23 protein-coding genes and 1 pseudogene are annotated in these 18,328 nt (G+C 45.5%); 23 read left to right on the forward strand and 1 reads right to left on the reverse strand.

The window, feature by feature from the left end; genetic code table 11:
- Window positions 1–111 precede the first annotated feature (111 nt).
- The 23 genes and pseudogenes from NF865_RS02885 (at window position 112) to NF865_RS02995 (ending at window position 17,962) form a co-directional block, all read left to right on the forward strand.
- A complete protein-coding gene (locus NF865_RS02885) occupies window positions 112–618 on the forward strand; it encodes a Na+/H+ antiporter subunit E (protein ID WP_253305108.1) in 507 nt (168 codons plus the stop codon).
- Window positions 615–863 (forward strand): monovalent cation/H+ antiporter complex subunit F, encoded by a 249-nt coding sequence (locus NF865_RS02890; RefSeq protein ID WP_253305109.1) that lies wholly within the window; start codon window positions 615–617, stop codon window positions 861–863. Before NF865_RS02885 ends, NF865_RS02890 begins: the two co-directional genes overlap by 4 nt.
- Window positions 860–1,273 (forward strand): monovalent cation/H(+) antiporter subunit G, encoded by a 414-nt coding sequence (mnhG, locus tag NF865_RS02895; RefSeq protein WP_253305110.1) that lies wholly within the window; start codon window positions 860–862, stop codon window positions 1,271–1,273. The genes NF865_RS02890 and mnhG overlap by 4 nt, the downstream gene beginning before the upstream one ends.
- Window positions 1,266–1,541, forward strand: a complete 276-nt coding sequence (locus NF865_RS02900; protein WP_253305111.1) for a DUF4040 domain-containing protein — start codon at window positions 1,266–1,268, stop codon at window positions 1,539–1,541. The genes mnhG and NF865_RS02900 overlap by 8 nt, the downstream gene beginning before the upstream one ends.
- Window positions 1,535–2,245 (forward strand): Na(+)/H(+) antiporter subunit B, encoded by a 711-nt coding sequence (locus tag NF865_RS02905; RefSeq protein ID WP_253305112.1) that lies wholly within the window; start codon window positions 1,535–1,537, stop codon window positions 2,243–2,245. The genes NF865_RS02900 and NF865_RS02905 overlap by 7 nt, the downstream gene beginning before the upstream one ends.
- Window positions 2,245–2,586 (forward strand): NADH-quinone oxidoreductase subunit K, encoded by a 342-nt coding sequence (locus NF865_RS02910; RefSeq protein ID WP_253305113.1) that lies wholly within the window; start codon window positions 2,245–2,247, stop codon window positions 2,584–2,586. The genes NF865_RS02905 and NF865_RS02910 overlap by 1 nt, the downstream gene beginning before the upstream one ends.
- Window positions 2,583–4,067 (forward strand): proton-conducting transporter transmembrane domain-containing protein, encoded by a 1,485-nt coding sequence (locus NF865_RS02915; RefSeq protein ID WP_253305114.1) that lies wholly within the window; start codon window positions 2,583–2,585, stop codon window positions 4,065–4,067. The genes NF865_RS02910 and NF865_RS02915 overlap by 4 nt, the downstream gene beginning before the upstream one ends.
- Entirely contained in the window at window positions 4,064–5,917 is a 1,854-nt protein-coding gene (locus tag NF865_RS02920) for a proton-conducting transporter transmembrane domain-containing protein (RefSeq protein WP_253305115.1), read from the forward strand. Before NF865_RS02915 ends, NF865_RS02920 begins: the two co-directional genes overlap by 4 nt.
- A 3-nt stretch (window positions 5,918–5,920) precedes the next feature.
- The gene (locus NF865_RS02925; protein ID WP_253305116.1) at window positions 5,921–6,850 is read left to right on the forward strand and encodes a respiratory chain complex I subunit 1 family protein; all 930 of its coding nucleotides are present in this window, start codon (window positions 5,921–5,923) and stop codon (window positions 6,848–6,850) included.
- A 10-nt stretch (window positions 6,851–6,860) separates the two neighbouring features.
- On the forward strand, window positions 6,861–7,448 hold the full coding sequence (locus NF865_RS02930) for a NuoB/complex I 20 kDa subunit family protein (protein ID WP_253305117.1): 588 nt from the start codon (window positions 6,861–6,863) through the stop codon (window positions 7,446–7,448).
- Entirely contained in the window at window positions 7,445–7,972 is a 528-nt protein-coding gene (locus tag NF865_RS02935; RefSeq protein ID WP_253305118.1) for an NADH-quinone oxidoreductase subunit C, read from the forward strand. The genes NF865_RS02930 and NF865_RS02935 overlap by 4 nt, the downstream gene beginning before the upstream one ends.
- Window positions 7,973–7,981: 9 nt before the next feature.
- The gene (locus NF865_RS02940; protein ID WP_253305119.1) at window positions 7,982–9,157 is read left to right on the forward strand and encodes an NADH-quinone oxidoreductase subunit D; all 1,176 of its coding nucleotides are present in this window, start codon (window positions 7,982–7,984) and stop codon (window positions 9,155–9,157) included.
- A 5-nt stretch (window positions 9,158–9,162) separates the two neighbouring features.
- Window positions 9,163–9,780, forward strand: a complete 618-nt coding sequence (gene nuoI, locus NF865_RS02945) for an NADH-quinone oxidoreductase subunit NuoI (RefSeq protein WP_253305120.1) — start codon at window positions 9,163–9,165, stop codon at window positions 9,778–9,780.
- Window positions 9,781–9,829: 49 nt separating this feature from the next.
- Complete coding sequence (locus NF865_RS02950) at window positions 9,830–10,585, forward strand: N-glycosylase/DNA lyase (protein ID WP_253305121.1); 756 nt, start codon at window positions 9,830–9,832, stop codon at window positions 10,583–10,585.
- Between the two features lie 146 nt (window positions 10,586–10,731).
- Window positions 10,732–11,382, forward strand: a complete 651-nt coding sequence (locus tag NF865_RS02955) for a peroxiredoxin (protein ID WP_253305122.1) — start codon at window positions 10,732–10,734, stop codon at window positions 11,380–11,382.
- A gap of 148 nt (window positions 11,383–11,530) precedes the next feature.
- Window positions 11,531–11,949, forward strand: a pseudogene (locus NF865_RS02960) (peroxiredoxin).
- Between the two features lie 53 nt (window positions 11,950–12,002).
- Window positions 12,003–13,229 carry an FprA family A-type flavoprotein gene (locus tag NF865_RS02965; protein ID WP_253305123.1) on the forward strand — a complete coding sequence of 409 codons (1,227 nt, stop codon included), beginning with the start codon at window positions 12,003–12,005 and terminating at the stop codon, window positions 13,227–13,229.
- A 56-nt stretch (window positions 13,230–13,285) separates the two neighbouring features.
- The gene (locus NF865_RS02970) at window positions 13,286–14,377 is read left to right on the forward strand and encodes an NAD(P)/FAD-dependent oxidoreductase (protein ID WP_253305727.1); all 1,092 of its coding nucleotides are present in this window, start codon (window positions 13,286–13,288) and stop codon (window positions 14,375–14,377) included.
- An 87-nt stretch (window positions 14,378–14,464) separates the two neighbouring features.
- Window positions 14,465–14,980 carry a rubrerythrin family protein gene (locus tag NF865_RS02975; RefSeq protein ID WP_253305728.1) on the forward strand — a complete coding sequence of 172 codons (516 nt, stop codon included), beginning with the start codon at window positions 14,465–14,467 and terminating at the stop codon, window positions 14,978–14,980.
- 55 nt (window positions 14,981–15,035) lie between these two features.
- On the forward strand, window positions 15,036–15,200 hold the full coding sequence (rd, locus tag NF865_RS02980) for a rubredoxin (RefSeq protein ID WP_253305124.1): 165 nt from the start codon (window positions 15,036–15,038) through the stop codon (window positions 15,198–15,200).
- Window positions 15,201–15,210: 10 nt separating this feature from the next.
- Window positions 15,211–15,558: a class II SORL domain-containing protein gene (locus NF865_RS02985; protein WP_253305125.1), complete on the forward strand. Its 348-nt coding sequence runs from the start codon at window positions 15,211–15,213 to the stop codon at window positions 15,556–15,558.
- A 200-nt stretch (window positions 15,559–15,758) separates the two neighbouring features.
- Window positions 15,759–17,093 carry a type III ribulose-bisphosphate carboxylase gene (gene rbcL / locus NF865_RS02990; RefSeq protein ID WP_253305126.1) on the forward strand — a complete coding sequence of 445 codons (1,335 nt, stop codon included), beginning with the start codon at window positions 15,759–15,761 and terminating at the stop codon, window positions 17,091–17,093.
- A 59-nt stretch (window positions 17,094–17,152) separates the two neighbouring features.
- A complete protein-coding gene (locus tag NF865_RS02995; protein WP_253305127.1) occupies window positions 17,153–17,962 on the forward strand; it encodes a ZIP family metal transporter in 810 nt (269 codons plus the stop codon).
- A 13-nt stretch (window positions 17,963–17,975) separates the two neighbouring features.
- Here the strand turns inward: NF865_RS02995 and NF865_RS03000 are convergent, their stop codons facing one another.
- Window positions 17,976–18,278 (reverse strand): ferritin family protein, encoded by a 303-nt coding sequence (locus NF865_RS03000; protein WP_253305128.1) that lies wholly within the window; start codon window positions 18,276–18,278, stop codon window positions 17,976–17,978.
- Window positions 18,279–18,328: the final 50 nt, after the last annotated feature.

Raw genomic sequence — 18,328 nt, forward strand, 5'->3', positions numbered from 1 at the left:
GGTTGTTAACCTCTTGGCATCTCAATAAGGTTTATAAATATTGATTTCGCAATAATAGTTAGAAACATTAGGTGTAAAAAATTTCAACCTTGACTTGTGGAGGGTTGTTAAATGGGAGAAGCAAGCAGGATAAGCCGATATATTTACACCGTTTTGACATTGTTTGTTATTTGGTTGTTTCTAACGAGCAGTTTTGATCCCCAAGAAGTTGCAATTGGAGCAATATTCGCACTAATCGTTGGCGCGCTGACTTATGAGGTTTTCACGGAGAGGGGCTTAGGGAATCTTAGCCCGAAGAGAGTGCTTTATTTCATAGCGTACATACCTTACTTCCTTTGGGCAATGATAAAGGCAAATCTAGACGTTGCGTACCGTGTTCTGCATCCAAAAAGACCCATTAACCCAGGAATTGTTGAATGCAAAACAGTTCTCACAAATAACGTTGGAAAACTGGCTCTTGCCAATTCAATAACTTTGACTCCAGGTACAATTACCCTTGACGTTAAAGGAAATCGCTACTTCATCCACTGGATTGATGTGAAGGACGAAAGTGTAGAAGGTGCGTCTGAGAAAATAACTAAGCCTTTTGAAAAATTCCTGAAGGTGATCTTCGAATGATAGCGGTTTATCTATTCCTAATTGCCGCTGCCGTTGTTTTGAGCATGTACAGGTTCTTCAGAGGGCCAACTACAGCAGATAGAATCGTAGCAGTAGACATAATGACGACCTTAACCACCGGCTTGATGGTGCTGTTTGCCCTCTACTACAAGAGAGCAATATTCCTTGATGTAGCGCTGGTTTATGCCGTGCTCGCTTTTGTCGGAGTTGTAGCTTTTGCCAGATACATGGAGGGAGGTTTATGAGCATTGCATCACTAATCGGCCAGGTTCTTGTACTCATTGGAGCTTTCTTCTATGTGGTATCTGCGCTGGGTTTAATTAGAATGCCAGATGTATACAACAGAATGCAAACTGCAACAAAAAGTGCAACTCTGGGTTCTCTGGGTGTGATCATAGGCGCTGGAATATGGGCTATTGGAGAGGTGGGAAGCTACTCTTGGATTCCAAAGACACTGGTAATTGCCATATTCCTGCTCCTCACTAATCCAATATCCGCACATGCACTAATTAGGGCTGCTTACAGGAGCGGAGTGCCCTTATGGGAAGGCAGCGTCGTTGATAAGTACAAGGAGGCAGAAAAGTCTCTGGAGCGAGTAGAGGGGATAAAAGGGAATTTAGAAGAGGCTTTGGAGGAGGGTGAAAAGGATGAATGATTGGGTCGCGATTTTCATAACCGCTCTCATGGTAATCTCCGCAATCTTCGCAGTTGAATGGAGGGATCTCCTAGCGGCAGTCATTGGAATGGCTGCAGTGAGTCTTTTTGCCTCGATAGCGTTCTTCTTCCTCCAAGCACCCGATGTGGCTATGGTAGAGGCGGCAATAGGTGCTGCATTGAGCGCTGCCGTGTTTATATTTGCAATAAAGAGGACTGAGAGGTACGAGAGCGAAGAAGAAGGCACAGGATGGTGGGCGAGATGGTAAAGCGAATCCTTGCCATAGTCTTTATCCTAATAATCGGTTTCTGGATGGCAAAAGCACTTGATCAGATTCCATTTGGACAGGACAGGATGCTCGTGGGCAAGTACTACCTTGAGCATGTTACTGAAGACACAGGTGCCATAAACGCTGTAACCGCTGTGGTCGTTAACTACAGAGGTTTTGACACTCTAGGAGAAGTTACCGTGCTCTTTATAGCCTCTACCGGCGTTGCGGCACTTCTATGGAGGAAGAAGAGAAAGAGGACTGCCAAAACAGAAGGAAGCATTGTCCTAACGACAGGTGCGAGGCTTCTTTTGCCGTTTATAATGCTCTTCGGAGCTTACATATTCATCCATGGGCACTTAACCCCGGGCGGAGGATTCCCCGGTGGAGCAACAATCGCAACAGCGTTCTTGTTCTTTTACTTGGCCTTCACGGTCTACGAGATAGACCACAAGATCTTTGAGCCCCTTGAGGGTTTTGCGGGACTTGGCTATGTGACAGTTGGCCTTATAGGTTTGGCAATAGGTGGATACTTCCTCTTTGACTGGATATGGCAAACATGGGGAATCGGAAGAGAAAACGTGGGAAGGCTTCTGAGTGCAGGATTCATACCCATAATTTACACCCTGATTGGGATCAAGGTCGGCACCGAGCTCACGGGAATTGTTGACAACATGATTAAAGAGCCCGAGGAGGGAGGGTAATGAACCCGTACTACTTTGCTTCAATCGCTTTAATCCTTATTGGGCTTTATGCCGTACTAACAAAAAGGAACGTCCTCAAGATACTGGTTGGTCTCAGCATAATGGAGACGGGAGTTAACTTACTGCTCATCAGCGTTGGTTATGTGAGCGGCAGAAGTGCGCCCATACTTAGCGAGGGGATAACTCCGGATAGGGCAGTTGACCCAATTCCTCAGGCGTTGGTGCTTACAGCTATTGTTATTGGCGTTGCAACAACTGCAATGGCCTTAAGCGTTGTTATAAACCTCTATGAGAGGTACAAAACCCTTAACGTAGAAGAGATAAGGAGGTTGAGGGGATGAGTCAGTACGCTTCACTCCTCATCGCGTTACCGTTGTTTGGTGCATTCTTCATCCCAATACTCAAGAGAACAAGCAAGAATGCAGTAATGCCTTTCTTGGTCTTGGTAACATTAATCCAGACTGGAATCGCGGCGTGGGTATTTAATGAAGTTTACACAACTGGGAAGCCCATAATAGTCCTAGCTGGCGGATTTAAGCCACCAGTGGGAATCAACCTATACATCGGACACTTTGCGGCGCTGTTTGTCCTGGTTATCGCACTTGCCAGCTTTCTAATGGCGGTCTTTAGTCTTAGAGCAGTTAGCATTGAACCAAAGGACAAATATGCAATGCTGTTTCTCCTTCTAATGCTCGGTGCAACCGGCATGATTTCCACTGGAGACATCTTCAACCTCTTCGTCTTTATGGAGATTACCGCAATTAGTGCTTACGCATTGACTGCCTACAACAAAACCGGAGAGGCAAGCGAAGCGGCACTCAAATACATTGTCCTTGGAGGAATTGGCTCAAGCTTTTTCCTTGTTGGTGTGGCCTTGATCTACGGAAGCCTTGGAACACTCAACATGGCTCACATCGCAGAGCTGGCACATTTAGTTAATCCAACCGTTGCAAAAGCTGGGTTGGCTTTGCTTATCTTTGGACTGGCAGTTGAAGCAGAGCAGTTCCCACTTAACGCTTGGGCGCCCGATGCATATCAAGAAGCCCCTCATCCGGTAACGGCAATGTTTTCCGCCTTCGTGGTTAAGGCATCTCTCTATGCCATGGGCAGAGTGATTTACATTTTAAGTGCTGTTGAAGGATGGGACTCAATCCTAAGGCTGCTGATAATTTTGGGAACTCTTACCGTTATAATAGGCGAGATGAGCGCTTTAAGACAGAGCAACGTTAAGAGGATGTTTGCTTATTCCAGCATAGCTCAGGTAGGACTGATTGCCGTGGGTTTAGCCCTTGGAACTCAAGCCGGCTTAAGTGCAAGCGTATTCCACATGTTCAACCACGCAATAGTTAAAGCTCTCATGTTCTTGGCAGTTGGCTACGTTGCATTAGAGCTTGGAGGAGCAGAGATTAGCAAATTTGAGGGCTTGGGAAAGAAGATGCCAATTACCGCGTTTGCCATAACCGTAGGTGCAGTAAGCATCATAGGAATTCCGCTCTTCAACGTCTTCTGGAGCAAAGTGCAGCTTATTCTGGCAGCGTTAAACGCTCAGTACACTTGGGTGGTAGCGTTGATCCTAGGCGCAAGTCTCGTGGAGGCTACCTATTACATAAGGCTGATACATGCAATGTGGTTCAAAGGAGAGGGAGAAAAGGTGAAAGAGAGCAACGTGCTCGCACTGGTGATGCTCTTACTGGTTGCTTTGATAATAGTCATCGGAATCTATCCAGAACCCTTCTGGAATGCTATGCAAAAGGCTGGAAGCGACATCTTTGACGTTGCCCAATACGTTAAGAACGTTCCTCTACTGGGGGTGAACCCATGAACGAATTAGCATTAATTGTGTTTACTCCTCTAATAGCCGGCGCATTTGCATGGCTTATTGATGTTAAGGGAATCAGAGAGATCGTTGGCGTTTTGGGTGCCGCAGTGCCACTTGGATACACCGCTTTGCTCTACCAAAAAACGGGTGAGGGCCTTAGCTTTGTCCTCAACCTGGGAGTCTTCAAGCTAACCTTTGCCCTGAACACGTTAAATTGGTTCTTCCTCGGAATAGGAGCTTTGGTGGGATTTGCAGCAATTTTGGCGTTAGTATCTACAGGTAGAGACAGCTACGAGTGGCTGTTTGCGTTAATGAGCCTCAGCGGCGTACTTGGTGTTTTCCTTGCAAACGACTTAATGGCGTTCTTTATCTTCTGGGAGATAATGACATTTGCGAGCTTCATGATGGTTCTACACTACAACAAGGCAGCGTCGCTCAAGTACTTCCTGCTGAGCGTCTTTGGAGCCTATGCAATGCTTATCGCACTGGGAATTATTTACGCAAAACTTGGTACCTTTGACTTTGCCCAGATACAGCAGGCGATGTACAAGGAAGCCTATGCGACAGCTTTCGGAGCCGATACCCTTTTCAGCAAGGGTGAAAGTGCTCTCATATACCTGCTCTTCCTCATAGCGTTTGGAGTTAAAGCCGGAATGTTCCCTCTACACGTATGGGCACCAGATGCATATTCAGAAACCAATCAGAGCTATGCCGCAATGTTCAGCGGAGTTCTAAGCAAGGCTGGAGTTTATGGTTTCGTACTGCTGTACATCCTTATGGGCACTAGATTAGCAATTGAATTTGGAGGATTTAGAAGCACAACAAAATTCGGCTACATAATAGCGTTCCTTGGAGGCCTAACGATAATTGTGGGTGGTCTCTTAGCGGCTCTCCAAGAAGATATAAGAAAGCTCTTTGCTTACTCAAGTATAAGCCAGCTTGGCTACATCTTAGTGGGTATAGGAGTGGGAACGGCTTTAAGCATGCAAGCCGCTCTCTTCCACGCATTAAGCCACGCACTTTTCAAGGGGTTGTTCTTTCTCATAGTTGCCACGATAGTCTACAGGACGGACAAGACAACCTTCGCCGATATGGGAGGCTTGGCGGAAAAGATGCCCTTCACCTTCGCAATGGCCTTCGTGGCAATCCTCAGCTTAGCGGGAATACCACCATTGGTTGGCTTCGCTAGCAAGTGGGTTCTCTTTGAAGCGGTCATAAGCCAGAACCTCCCGATACTTGGAGGTATGGTGTTCTTCGGAAGCGCCATAGGTTTTGTCTACCTCATTAGGTTCACCTACGCAGTATGGTTCGGACAGAGGCCGAGTGAGCTAGAGAACACAAAGGATGCCCCACTGCCAATGGCGACAGCAATGGCAATTTTGGCACTGTTTAACGTCGTCTTGGGCATAGCTCCAGGATTAGTCGCTAGGGAGCTTAACAAGATATTTGGAAAGGAAGTTATCGGCGGAAACCTCTTTGTGCTTGACTTAGGCTTTGGAAGGTACAACGCGCTGGCAATACTCATCTACCTCGTAGTGGGCATTGTAATAGCCGGAATAATCTACTTTATGGGTGCAAAGGTCAGAAAAGTGCCTGTTACAGACACTTACCAGTCGGGTAACCCTGTTACAATGGAGTACAACTTAACGATAAGGAGGAACTTCTTCCTGCCACTTAAAGAGACCCTCGCCTTCTGGCTCAGAATAAGCTTCGACAAGCTCTATCAAGACATAGGAGCTTGGGTCGAGGATTTAGCAGAAGTTTTGAGAAACTACGTCTACAATGGGAATGTTCAGAGCTACGCGTGGTATCTGGCAGTAGTCTTACTAATCCTTGCATTATGGGGGGTGTGAAGAATGATTGAGACTGCTTTGAAGGCTTTCCTAATTTTAATTTATGCAACCTTCGTGGGCTTCATGTTCATGGGAATAATCAGAATAGTCACGGCAAGAATTCACAGGAGGGTTGGACCTCCGGTTTACCAGCCCATCCTCGATACCATAAAGCTCCTTTCAAAGAAGAGCAACATAACCCACGGTTTAATTTATGACTTTGGAGTAATCTACGCCCTAGGAGCGACTATACTGGCCCTTGTGTTCATTCCTCTCGGAAGTATCAGTGTGCTCAGAGCTTACGGTGATCTCGTCCTCATCACCTTCCTCCTTGAGATACCAATGCTCGGCATGATGTTTGCCGCAATGAGCTCTGGAAATCCTTACGCGGGCATAGGTGCCCAGCGTGCACTGCTCACAATGCTCGCCATTCAAGTGCCCCTTGGCTTCGCCATAGTTGCTTTGGCTGAATTTTACGGAACCTTCAGCACCTATGAGATAGTCATGGCACAGCAGACGATGGGATGGAGCATATTCCATCTACCGCTGCTCTTAGCGGCGATAGCCTACGATATTGTCCTGCAGGCAATGTTTGGAAAGGAGCCCTTTGACATAATGATTGCTCCGGGTGAAATTTCTTTGGGACCAATGGTCGAGTTCGGCGGCAAGCACATGGGAATACTCCAGATACAGCACGCCATAGCCCTCTTCGCGGAGACCTTGTTCTTCAGCAACATCTTCCTAGGCGGAGCAGCAGTTACGGCATTTGCAAGTCCAATATTAAACACACTGGCAAGCTTAGTGATACTCCTAATCAAGCAGATAGCAGTGCTCCTCGTGGCCACCTTTATGGCTGCAATATTCCCAAGGTTCACAATAGACCAGGCGGCGAAGTTCTACTGGAAGTGGCCAACAATAATAGCCGCTCTCGGAGCGATATTAGCAAGTTTGTGAGGTGAAAAAGATGGTGGACTGGAGATTGTATGAACCGCTCATCAACTTTGCGAGAAAAAGGAGCATGTGGATTGTTTCGTTCTGTACTGGGTGCGGCGGTATAGAGATGCCGCCGCTGGCAACAGCTCGCTATGACTTCGAGCGCTTCGGTATAATGCCTAACCCAGCAGCTAGAATGGCTGATCTCTTCCTTATTACCGGTTACGTTACCCCAAAGACGCTCAAGAGAATTATCATAACCTACGAGATGCAGCCTGATCCGAAGTACGTACTTGCCCACGGCTCTTGTCCGTTAAACGGTGGAATTTATTGGGACGGTTACAATGCTATCAAACACCTCGACAAGTACATACCGGTTGATGTAGCCATAGCCGGTTGCATGCCGAGACCTGAAGCCGTCATGGATGGGATAAAGAAGATGATGGAGCTCATTGAAACAGGAAAAGCGGATGGATGGAAGCGCTACAAGGAAAACTACGAATACTACAAGAAGAACCAAGACGAGCTCTTTGGCGAGGGCTGGAGAGAAAAAACCGCAAGAAGATGGATTCCATGGTTAATGGATAAAAGGAAAGAAATCGGGGGAGGAGAAGAATGAGCCTCGAAAAAGAGCAAAAAATTGTAGATACAATCCTTCAAAAGGCACCATACGCGGAGGGAAAGGTTAGAAGGGAGAGAAGAATAGAGTTTCACATTCCTCCTGATAGAATACGGGATTTTCTGGTCTTACTCAAGGAAAACAACTTTGAATCAATGATGCAGATAACGGCAGTTGACTGGTTAAAAGATGGCGAGATAGAGCTCATTTACCAGATGTGGAGCTACACTCACGGTGTCCATGCGTTTGTAAAGACGAGAATCCCGAGGGACGTTGATAAAGCCAAAGTGGCGAGCGTTAGGGACATTTATCCAGTTGCCGAAACCTATGAGCGAGATGTCCACGAGTTCTATAAAGTGACGTTTGAAGGCAACGATAAGCTTGAAATGCCGTGGATTCTTGAGGATGAGGATAGGGAAGCGGGTGTTTCTCACAGAAAAGACTTCGATATGCTTGGATACGTGAAGAGGAAGTACAAACTGCTTGATAGGTTTGAGGAAGATAAAGAAAACTATGTAATCTGAGGTGAGAAAATGGTTTCACAACAAGAGTTGATTAGGGAAGCGAGAGAGAATGGTATGGAGTTACTGCCTCTTGAGAAGGACACTTACGAGTTATTCTTTGGACCCCAACACATGGCTACCGAAAACTACAGCTTAATCCTCAAAATGGACGGTCATAGGGTCGTCAAGGCCATAGCAAACCCCGGCTTCCTCCACAGAGGTTTTGAAAAACTAGCCGAGTACAGGCCTTGGTACACAAACATAGCACTCCTCTTGAGAGTATGTGTTCCAGAGCCGGATGTACCGGAGGCAGTATACTCAATGGCCGTTGACGAGCTTATGGGCTGGGAAGTTCCAGAGAGAGCTCAATGGATCAGAACGACCGTTCTTGAAATGGCAAGGGTTAGTGCCTATTTATTCTGGACGATGGGAATTGCATTCAAGCTGGGAGTTTACACCGCTGGACAGTGGGCTGCTGCGTATAGAGAAAGGTTCATGGCACTCTTTGAGCAGCTTACTGGAGCGAGAGTTTACCACATCTACACGATCCCCGGAGGAGTTAGAAGGGACATACCCGGAGACAAGTGGTTAAGGCAGCTTAAAGACACTGTGGAGTACCTAAAAGACAAGCTTAAAGACTTCGACAACATCCTCTTCGAAAATTACATTGCCCACAGGAGGCTTGAGGGAATTGGAGTTATGGACAAGAAGTTTGCCTTGGAAGAAGGTGTAACAGGACCAAACCTCAGGGCAACTGGAGTTAAAGCAGATGTCAGAAAACTTGATCCGTACCTCCTTTATCCGGAGCTTGACTTTGAGGTACCAGTGCTTAAAGAGGGAGACGCATTGGCGAGAGTCCTCGTAAGAAGATTTGAGCTTGAGCAGGATCTCTACATTCTTGAGCAGCTCCTCGAAATGGGGCCGCCAAGTGGGCCCTACAAGGTTGACCATCCCGGCCTTAAAGCTCTTCCGAGGTTCAAAGTGTCGGCAGGAGATGCATACGCCCACGTAGAGTCAAGCAAGGGTGACTTTGGAGCTTACGTTGTAAGCGACGGAGGCAACAAGCCCTACAGGCTTCAGCTAAGAGGTCCAAGCATAGCCCATGGAGTTAGAGTGATAGAGCAGCTTTTAGTGGGAGCAAGGATAGCAGATGTGCCCGTGATCTTGGTGAGCCTTGATAACTGCCCACCGGATATAGACAGGTGATAAAAATGGAGAGCGCAAAAGGGATTGAATTTAAAGTTGCCCCCGAAGAGAAGGTTAAAAAGAGACCTTCATTCCTTAAGCCCTGGCTTGGGCTCAAGTATCTCTTCAAAAAGCCTATTACCATTAAAATCCCCTATGAGCAAACCCAAATAGCAGAGAAGTATAGAGGATTCCACACGCTCGACTGGAAAAAGTGTATAGGCTGTAATATGTGCGGGCAAATATGTCCCGCAAGGGCTATAGAGATGACGTGGATTGAGGGAGAAAAAAGAGCACATCCAAAGATAGACTACGGAAGGTGCACATTCTGCCAGTTCTGTGTCGATGTATGTCCTACTGGAGCATTAGGCCATGTTGAGCACTACATATTAACCACAGAGTGGAAAGAGGAGGAGCTTCAGCTCTTTGACTGGGTTCCACTGCCAGAGGAAAAGGTAAGGAAGTTCAAGGACTACAGGCATCCTTTGGCAAAAATAGAGTACCTTGAAGACGGCAAAGTGAGATACACCCTGAGAGATGGTGAGGTAGTGGAGTTCAGGATTCTTGGCTATGGCCTTAAGCCACCGACAAAACCCAAAGCACAGGAGAAGAAAGAGCCTGAGGAAGAAAAGAAGGCTGAATAGCCTTTTTAATCTTTTCACAAATTCTATAAATCTCCGCTCTTATTTCTTTTTGGTGGAAAAAGTGAAAGTCGAAGCTCTCAAAACCATTCTCAAAGAACTCGGCATTGAATGCGCTAGGATTATTGAGGAGAAAGTTGATCTGCAGTTTTCAGCTTTGGAGAACCTCCACAAAAACCTTAATGACGATGAACTTTTCCTCAAGCTCGTGATAGCGAACTCAATTGTGAGCTATCAGCTTTCGGGGAAAGGGGAAAACTGGTGGTGGGAGTTTTCAAGGTATTTTTCAAAAAATCCTCCGACGGGGAGCATTGTAAGGGCTTATTCCGACTTCCTGCCAGCGTCAAAAAATAATAAGCGGTTAATCCAGCCGAAATTGAATCGTCTTAAAAAGCTGGAGCCTTTTCTGAATTCATTAACGATTGAAGATTTAAGAAATTACTACCATAACATGCTGAAGTTTAGGGATCATTTGGCTAAAGCCATGAACGCAAAGAAAGATGCAAAAACAATCGTTTTTGCCGTTAAAATGTTTGGCTATGCAGCTAGAATAGCTTTTGGGGAGTTCCTTCCCTACCCGATGGAGATTGACATTCCGAGAGACTTTAGAATTGAAAAGTACACGAAAAGGTTCACAGAGGGAAATCCTATAGCCTTCTGGAGGGAAGTTGCAAAGGAAGTTAAAATCCCTCCGTTGCATATAGATTCGATTCTCTGGCCAGTTCTTGGGGGAGATAAGAGAGTCATGGAGAGGTTGAAAAAACACTGCGAAAAGTACGAACTGGTTTTGGAGTTTGTATCCCTTTAATCTGTTCCCTTTTCGAAGTTAGTAATGGAAAGTTGTTAAAATCAAAAACTGATTAGGGATTACGAATTTTGTTAGGCGAACCAAAAAATTTATATGTCCGAACCTATATAGTTTGTAATAGAAAACGGTATATGAGGTGATGGGAAATGGTAGCTATTGGAGAAAAGTTCCCAGAGGTTGAGGTTAAGACTACCCACGGAGTAATAAAGCTCCCAGACTACTTCGCTGAGAAGGGCAAGTGGTTCCTTCTTTTCAGCCACCCAGCGGACTTTACTCCGGTTTGTACAACTGAGTTCTACGCTATGCAGAAGAGGGTAGATAAGTTCAGAGAACTTGGTGTTGAGCCTATAGGGTTGAGTGTTGACCAGGTGTTCAGCCACATTAAATGGATGGAGTGGATAAAGGAAAACTTAAGCGAAGAGATAACCTTCCCAGTCATAGCAGATGACCGCGGTGAGCTTGCTGAGAAGCTCGGCATGATTCCAAGCGGTGCAACAACCACAGCAAGGGCTGTGTTTGTAGTTGATGATAAGGGCGTAATAAGGGCGATAGTTTATTATCCTGCCGAAGTTGGCAGAGACTGGGACGAGATACTCCGCCTTGTGAAAGCCCTCAAGATTAGCACCGAGAAAGGCGTGGCTTTGCCACACAAGTGGCCTAACAACGAGCTCATTGATGACAAGGTTATTGTTCCACCTGCAAGCACCGTTGACCGAGTTAAGGAGCGCGAAGAAGCAAAAGCGAAGGGCGAAATTGAGTGCTACGACTGGTGGTTCTGTTACAAGAAGCTCGAGTGATTTTTCAATCTTTTTTCTATTTTCGTGGGGCAAGCTGAGGAAAAAATGGAAAATTATATAAACCTTTTTGGAGATTAAAATTGACTTACATAGCTTTTTGAGGTTTGAGGTGGGAAAGTTGAAAATTGGTGAAAAAGCCCCCGATTTTGTGTTAAAAGACCAAGATGGGGAAGAGTTTAGGCTTTCAGATTTCGGGGGAAGAAAGTACTTCTTTCTTTCCATCCACTGGCATGGACGAGCGTTTGCGAAAAACAGATGAAAGCCCTTGAAGAAAACTATGAGAAATTCGAAAATTTGAACGTTGTTCCGGTCGGTATAAGCGTTGATGCAATTCCAAGCAAAAAAGCTTGGGCAGAGCACATGGGACTTAAGAAACTCAGAATCTTAAGCGACTTTTGGCCGCATGGGGAAGTTGCAAGGTTATACGGCATTTTTAGAGAAAAAGAGGGCCTTTCGGAGAGGGCAAACATATTGATGGATGAAGAGGGGAAAATAATCTTCTTCAAAGTGTACCCAATAAGGGAGCTCCCGAATCTTGAGGAGATATTTGAGTTTTTGCAGAGGTGAAAACCTTTTATATCTTTGATTTCTAAATTTTAAACCAGTACGGGTGATGTTAAATGCCAAAGGTTTGGATTGAAAAACTTCTTGACGAGCCCGAGCTCTATCTTTTGAGAATTGACGACGATCAGGTGAAGTACTTCGAGGCCACTTGGGACATACCGGAAGGGATAACATACAACGCCTATCTCATGAAGTCGGACAATGTCGTTGTTCTTTTCGATGCATGGAAGAAAGACTACGCCGATAAGTTCCTTGAAGCTCTATCCAGCATAGTTGACCCAAAAGATATAACTCACATAATTGTCCACCACACGGAACCAGATCACAGCGGAGCTCTGCCAAAAGTTCTCGAAGCGAATGGATATAAGGCCAAGATTATTGGTACTGCTTTTGCAAAGAGGCTTTTGGAGTCTCTTCACGGCATCAAAGAGAACGTTCGTGCGGTAAAAGATGGAGAGGAGCTGAAGATAGGGAACAGGACGCTGAAGTTTATTGCACTTCCGTGGCTTCACTGGCCGGATACGATGATAACCTATTTGGTCGAGGATAAGATAATCTTTTCATGTGATGCTTGGGGTGGGTACTCAATTCCAGAGAGAGTAGATGACAGTGATGAAGGCGTTGTTGAAAGATATTTGCCCCATGTTACCAAGTATATAGTGACTGTTATCGGCCATTATCGCAAATACTTGCTGGAGAATGCCGAAAAGATAAAGAATCTCGGCATAGTTGATGATGTTAAGATGATTCTTCCCGGACATGGCCTGATATGGCACAAAAATCCCCAAAAGATTTTGCAGCACTATGCAAACGTTGGATTAGGGGCTTCAAAGAAAGGCAAGATTTTGGTAATCTATGACTCGATGTACGGTTTTGTCGAAAGAAGCGTCGAAATAGCGGTTGATGAACTGAAAAAGCTGGGCTTCGAGCCGGTAGTTTATAGGTTTACTGACAAAGAAGCTCTAGCAGTGAGCGATATCCTCGGAGATGTTCCAGATAGTGAAGCGCTCATTATAGGGGCTTCAACCTATGAAGCAAACGTCCACCCGCGCATAAGACACACTCTTTATGAGCTCCTCGACAAGGCCAACTATGAGAAGCCAGTGCTTGTCTTGGGAACATTTGGATGGGCAGGAGTGGCTGGAAGAGAAATAGAAGCCCTCCTCAAGAAATCGAAGTTTGATCATGTGGGTACCATAGAGGTAAAGGGCAGAACTACGGATGAAGATGAAGCAAAAATTAGGGAAGAAGTCAGAGAACTTGCGAAAAGACTCGGAAGGTGACTTTTTCATACCTTTCTAGTTTTTAATCCTTTATGGAGCCAAGGCTGGAGATGCTTATGAGAACTGTTATAATTGGAAACGGGCCTGGAGGAGTAGAATTAGCCAATCAGCTTTCCGGGGAACACGAGGTAACGATAATTGAGCGTGAGAACGTTCCTCATTACAGCAAACCAATGTTGAGCCGTTACATAGCAGGATTTGTTGAGAAGGAAAAGCTCTTTCCATACTCTCTCGACTGGTACGAAAATAAGGGAATAGTCCTGAATCTAGGAATAAAAGCTAAGGTGATAGATAGGGCCAGAAAAAGGCTGATAACAAGCGATGACGAGATTCCTTACGATGTCTTAATCATAGCTACCGGAGCTAGGCCAAGGGAACCTACCTTTGAGGGCAAGGAGTTCGTACAAACTCTCAGAACCCTCCAAGATGCTGAAAGAATCAAGGAGCAAATAGAAAAATATGGAGATGCCTTAATACTCGGCGGTGGATTTATAGGACTTGAGCTTGCGGGAAATCTTGCGAAAGCAGGCCATAGAGTGAGGCTTGTTCACAGAGGGAGCAATCTCCTTGGGCTTGATGAGGAGCTGACAAGGGTTATAATAGAAAAGCTCGAATGCGATGGAGTGGAATTTTATCTCAACGCAAATGCTCTTAAAGCAGATGAAAACGGAGTTTTTACAGATAGGGGATACGTAGAAGGCGAAGTCAAGGTATGTGCTCTTGGAGTTATTCCCAACAATGAAATAGCAGTTAAAAGTGGCATTCACACTGGAAGGGGTATACTGATCGATGACCATTTTAGGACTTCGGCTGAAAACGTGTATGCTATTGGAGACTGTGCCGAATATAATGGGATAATTGGAGGTACTGCAAAAGCTGCTATGGAACATGCAAGGGTTCTTGCCAATAATCTAAGGGGCAAAGAGGACAGGTACGATTTTGAATTCTGCTCTACGGTTTTCAAATTTGGTGACTTTCCAATTGCGCTAATAGGGAAAACAAAAGGTAAAGGAGAATGGCTCGATGAGAAAACAAGAGTTTTCCTCGAAGGAGAGAAAGTCGTTGGGGTTGTTGTTATTGGAGACGTAAGAAAGGCAATGATGCTGGAGAGAAAGATAAAAGCTGAGGTTAGGATAAATGAGCTGTAGTGTTCTCATTTCGTTTTATAAATATCGGGGAGAAAGCCTTTTATATTTCGCTATCGAAAATTAATAATGCTATTTCGGGTGATAGATATGGTAGTCGAAAGGAAAATGACGAAAAAGTTTCTTGAAGATGCATACGCAGGAGAAAGCCAAGCACATATGAAATATATGATTTTTGCAGAAGTTGCTGAAAAAGAAGGATTCCCGAATATTGCGAAGCTTTTTAGGGCTATAGCCTTTGCCGAGCTTATTCACGCGAAAAACCACTATCGGGCTTTGGGCAATGTTAAAGATACCCCAAACAACCTTCAAGCGGCGATAGACGGTGAGACGTTTGAAGTAGAAGAAATGTATTCTGCTTACAAAGCTGTTGCTGAGCTTCAAGGTGAGAAGGAGGCAATTAGGAGCATTCATTATGCCTTAGAGGCTGAAAAGATTCATGCAGAGCTCTACAAAAAGGCAAAGGAGCTTGCGGAACAGAAAAAGGATATGGAAATAAAAAAGGTTTACATCTGCCCAGTTTGTGGCTACACAGCAGTTGATGAAGCCCCAGAGAAATGTCCAGTTTGTGGTGTTCCAAGAGAAAAGTTCGTGGTGTTTGAGTAATTCTTTCGTTTTTTGCTCTATTTGGTTTGGTAACAATATTAGGATGTGTGGAAATATGGCGAAGTGGAAGTGTACAGTTTGTGGATACATCTACGATGAAGAAGCTGGAGACCCAGATAACGGAATAGAGCCCGGAACAAAGTTTAAGGAGCTCCCGGATGATTGGGTATGCCCGCTCTGTGGAGCATCAAAAGACATGTTTGAGAAGATAAAGGATTGAGGTGATTGATATGATTAGCGGAACTATAAAAAGCGGGGACTGGAAGGGAGAAAAGCACGTCCCCGTTATAGAGTGCGAGAAGGAGGGTGACCTCGTTAAAGTCGAGGTCAGCGTCGGCAAGGAGGTACCACACCCGAACACTCCGGAGCACCATATAGCGTGGCTTGAGCTCTACTTCCACCCTGAGGGGGAAAACTTCCCAATTCTTGTTGGTAGAGTGGAGTTCGCCAACCACACCGACCCGCTCACTGAGCCAAGAGCTGTCTTCTTCTTCAAGACCGCTAAGAAGGGCAAACTCTATGCCTTGAGCTACTGCAACATTCATGGCCTCTGGGAGAACGAGGTAGAGCTTGAGTAATTTCCGTTATAATCTTCTTTCTCTTCTGTTGCTTTCTACAGTTAATTTTTGAATGTACGTTGGCCTGTGAGACCGTTTTTCAAATTTTATCTTGATTTTTAAACTGCCGAAAACCTTAATAATTTTTGCTTTTCTATTTTACGCCCACCAACGAAAGGCTTAATAATTAGGAAAACCTAACTCAACAAGGAGGTGTGAGAATGACTGAAAAGTTTGACAAAATATATGACTACTATGTGGATAAGAGCTACGAGCCTAACAAAAAGAGAGACATAATAGCTGTTTTTAGGATTACTCCTGCTGAGGGATACACAATTGAGCAAGCGGCAGGGGGAGTTGCCGCGGAGAGCTCAACTGGAACCTGGACAACTCTTTATCTATGGTATGAAGAGGAAAGGTGGGCCGACCTCTCAGCTAAAGCCTACGATTTCCACGACATGGGTGACGGTAGCTGGATAGTAAAGATAGCTTACCCGTTCCATGCCTTTGAGGAGGCCAATTTACCGGGACTTCTTGCTAGCATAGCCGGAAACGTCTTCGGAATGAAGCGCGTCAAGGGACTTAGGCTTGAAGACCTTTACTTCCCTGAGAAGCTCATTAGAGAGTTCAATGGCCCTGCTTTTGGTATAGAAGGAGTAAGGAAGATGCTTGAAATCAAAGACAGGCCAATCTATGGTGTTGTTCCTAAGCCCAAGGTTGGCTACTCTCCAGAGGAGTTTGAGAAGCTTGCTTATGAGCTCCTTACCGCTGGAGCAGATTACATAAAAGACGACGAAAACATGACGAGCCCGTGGTACAACCGCTTCGAAGAGAGAGCCGAGATAATGGCAAAAATAATTGACAAGGTCGAGAACGAGACTGGCGAGAAGAAGACATGGTTTGCCAACATAACTGCAGACATAAGGGAAATGGAAACGAGGCTCGAAATATTGGCAGATCTTGGACTAAAACATGCAATGGTTGACGTCGTTGTAACCGGCTGGGGTGCTTTGGAGTATATAAGGGACTTGGCCGCAGATTATGGCCTCGCTATCCATGGACACAGGGCAATGCACGCTGCTTTCACAAGAAACAAGTACCACGGCATCTCAATGTTTGTTTTGGCAAAGCTCTACAGGCTTATAGGTATCGACCAGCTCCACGTTGGAACAGCTGGTGCAGGAAAGCTTGAGGGAGGAAAGTGGGATGTCATCCAAAACGCAAGAATCTTGAGGGAGAAGCACTACAAGCCAGATGAAAACGACGTCTTCCACCTTGAGCAGAAGTTCTATCACATAACTCCAGCCTTCCCAGTTAGCTCGGGTGGATTGCACCCTGGCAATATCCAGCCAGTCATAGAGGCTCTTGGAACCGATATAGTCCTCCAGCTTGGTGGTGGAACTCTTGGACACCCAGATGGGCCAGCTGCAGGTGCAAAAGCTGTGAGGCAGGCAATAGATGCAATAATGCAGGGAATCTCACTAGACGAGTATGCAAAGACTCACAGGGAGCTTGCGAGAGCCTTAGAGAAGTGGGGACACATTACACCTGTTTGATTTTTCTCTCCACAATTTTTATATATCTCCGCTTGGTAGTTTATTAGGGTGACCTAATTGTGTTGGAGAACTTCATCACATCTATTAGTGATTACCTTTTAGTTCTCTCCAAAGGGAACATTATGATGGTAGCTTTTTATGCTGGCTTTTTTGTGGCTCTAATGACGACTCTTGGCTCTCTGCTTGCGGTATTCTCTAATAAGATGCCCTATTGGGGCGTGGACTTTAGCTTATCCTTTGCTGCGGGTGTTATGATTGTTGCAAGCTTTGCGAGCCTTATATTGCCGGGAATTGAATATTCTGGGCGTTTCTTATCCGTAGGAATAGGGATTTTGCTTGGTGTAGCCCTCATATATGCCATTGATAAATTTGTACCCCACGAGCATCTGGTTAGAGGATACGAGGGACCAGAAGAGCTAAGGGATAAGCTTAGAGTTGTCTGGTTAATAGTTCTGGCAGTCATAATACACAATCTCCCCGAAGGCCTGGCTGTTGGAACTTCCCTTGTCTTTGATATCAAAACCGGTCTTGTAACGGCGATAGCTATAGGAATACAGGACTTCCCTGAAGGGGTCGTCGTTTCCTTGCCGCTCGCCGCACTCCAAAGGAAGAAACTTCGCCCCATACTTATGGGCGCTTTAAGCGGAGTTGCGGAGTGGGTTATGGTTCTTGTGGGGGCGTTCTTCTTCTCCATATTCCATGGCTTACTGCCTTACGGCCTTGGACTGGCTGGAGGTGCCATGCTCTACGTGACAGTAAAGGAAATGATTCCAGAAATATACAAAAACGAAAAGAACGAGCTCATTGTAACTGCAGGTTTCTTTCTGGGCTTTTATGTGATGCTCTTCCTCGACTCGATGCTCGGATAGCAAAAAGAAAATTTCAGAGTTCGACCTTTATTCCTGTCTCTTCTTCAACTTCTTCAAAGCCCTCCTTCATGTACTTTGTGAGCTCCTTATCGACCTCAAAGAGGGCCGCCAGAAACTCTCCAAAGTGCTCTTTCTCCTCGTTGGCAACATCGTAAAAGATGTGCTTTATTCTCTCGTCCTCTATAACTTCAGCCAGTTGCTCATAGAAGTTTATCGCATCGAGTTCAGCTTCAATCGCCCAGCGGAGGGCCTGAGCTATTTCCCTCTTTGAGAGGGGCCTATCTTTTGGAAGTTCAAACGGATATTTCGCTAACATGGTACCACCATAAATACTACTCCAATCCGGATGTTAATAACCTTTTCACC

The organism is Thermococcus aggregans (assembly GCF_024022995.1).
GTDB classification, from domain to species: domain Archaea; phylum Methanobacteriota_B; class Thermococci; order Thermococcales; family Thermococcaceae; genus Thermococcus_A; species Thermococcus_A aggregans.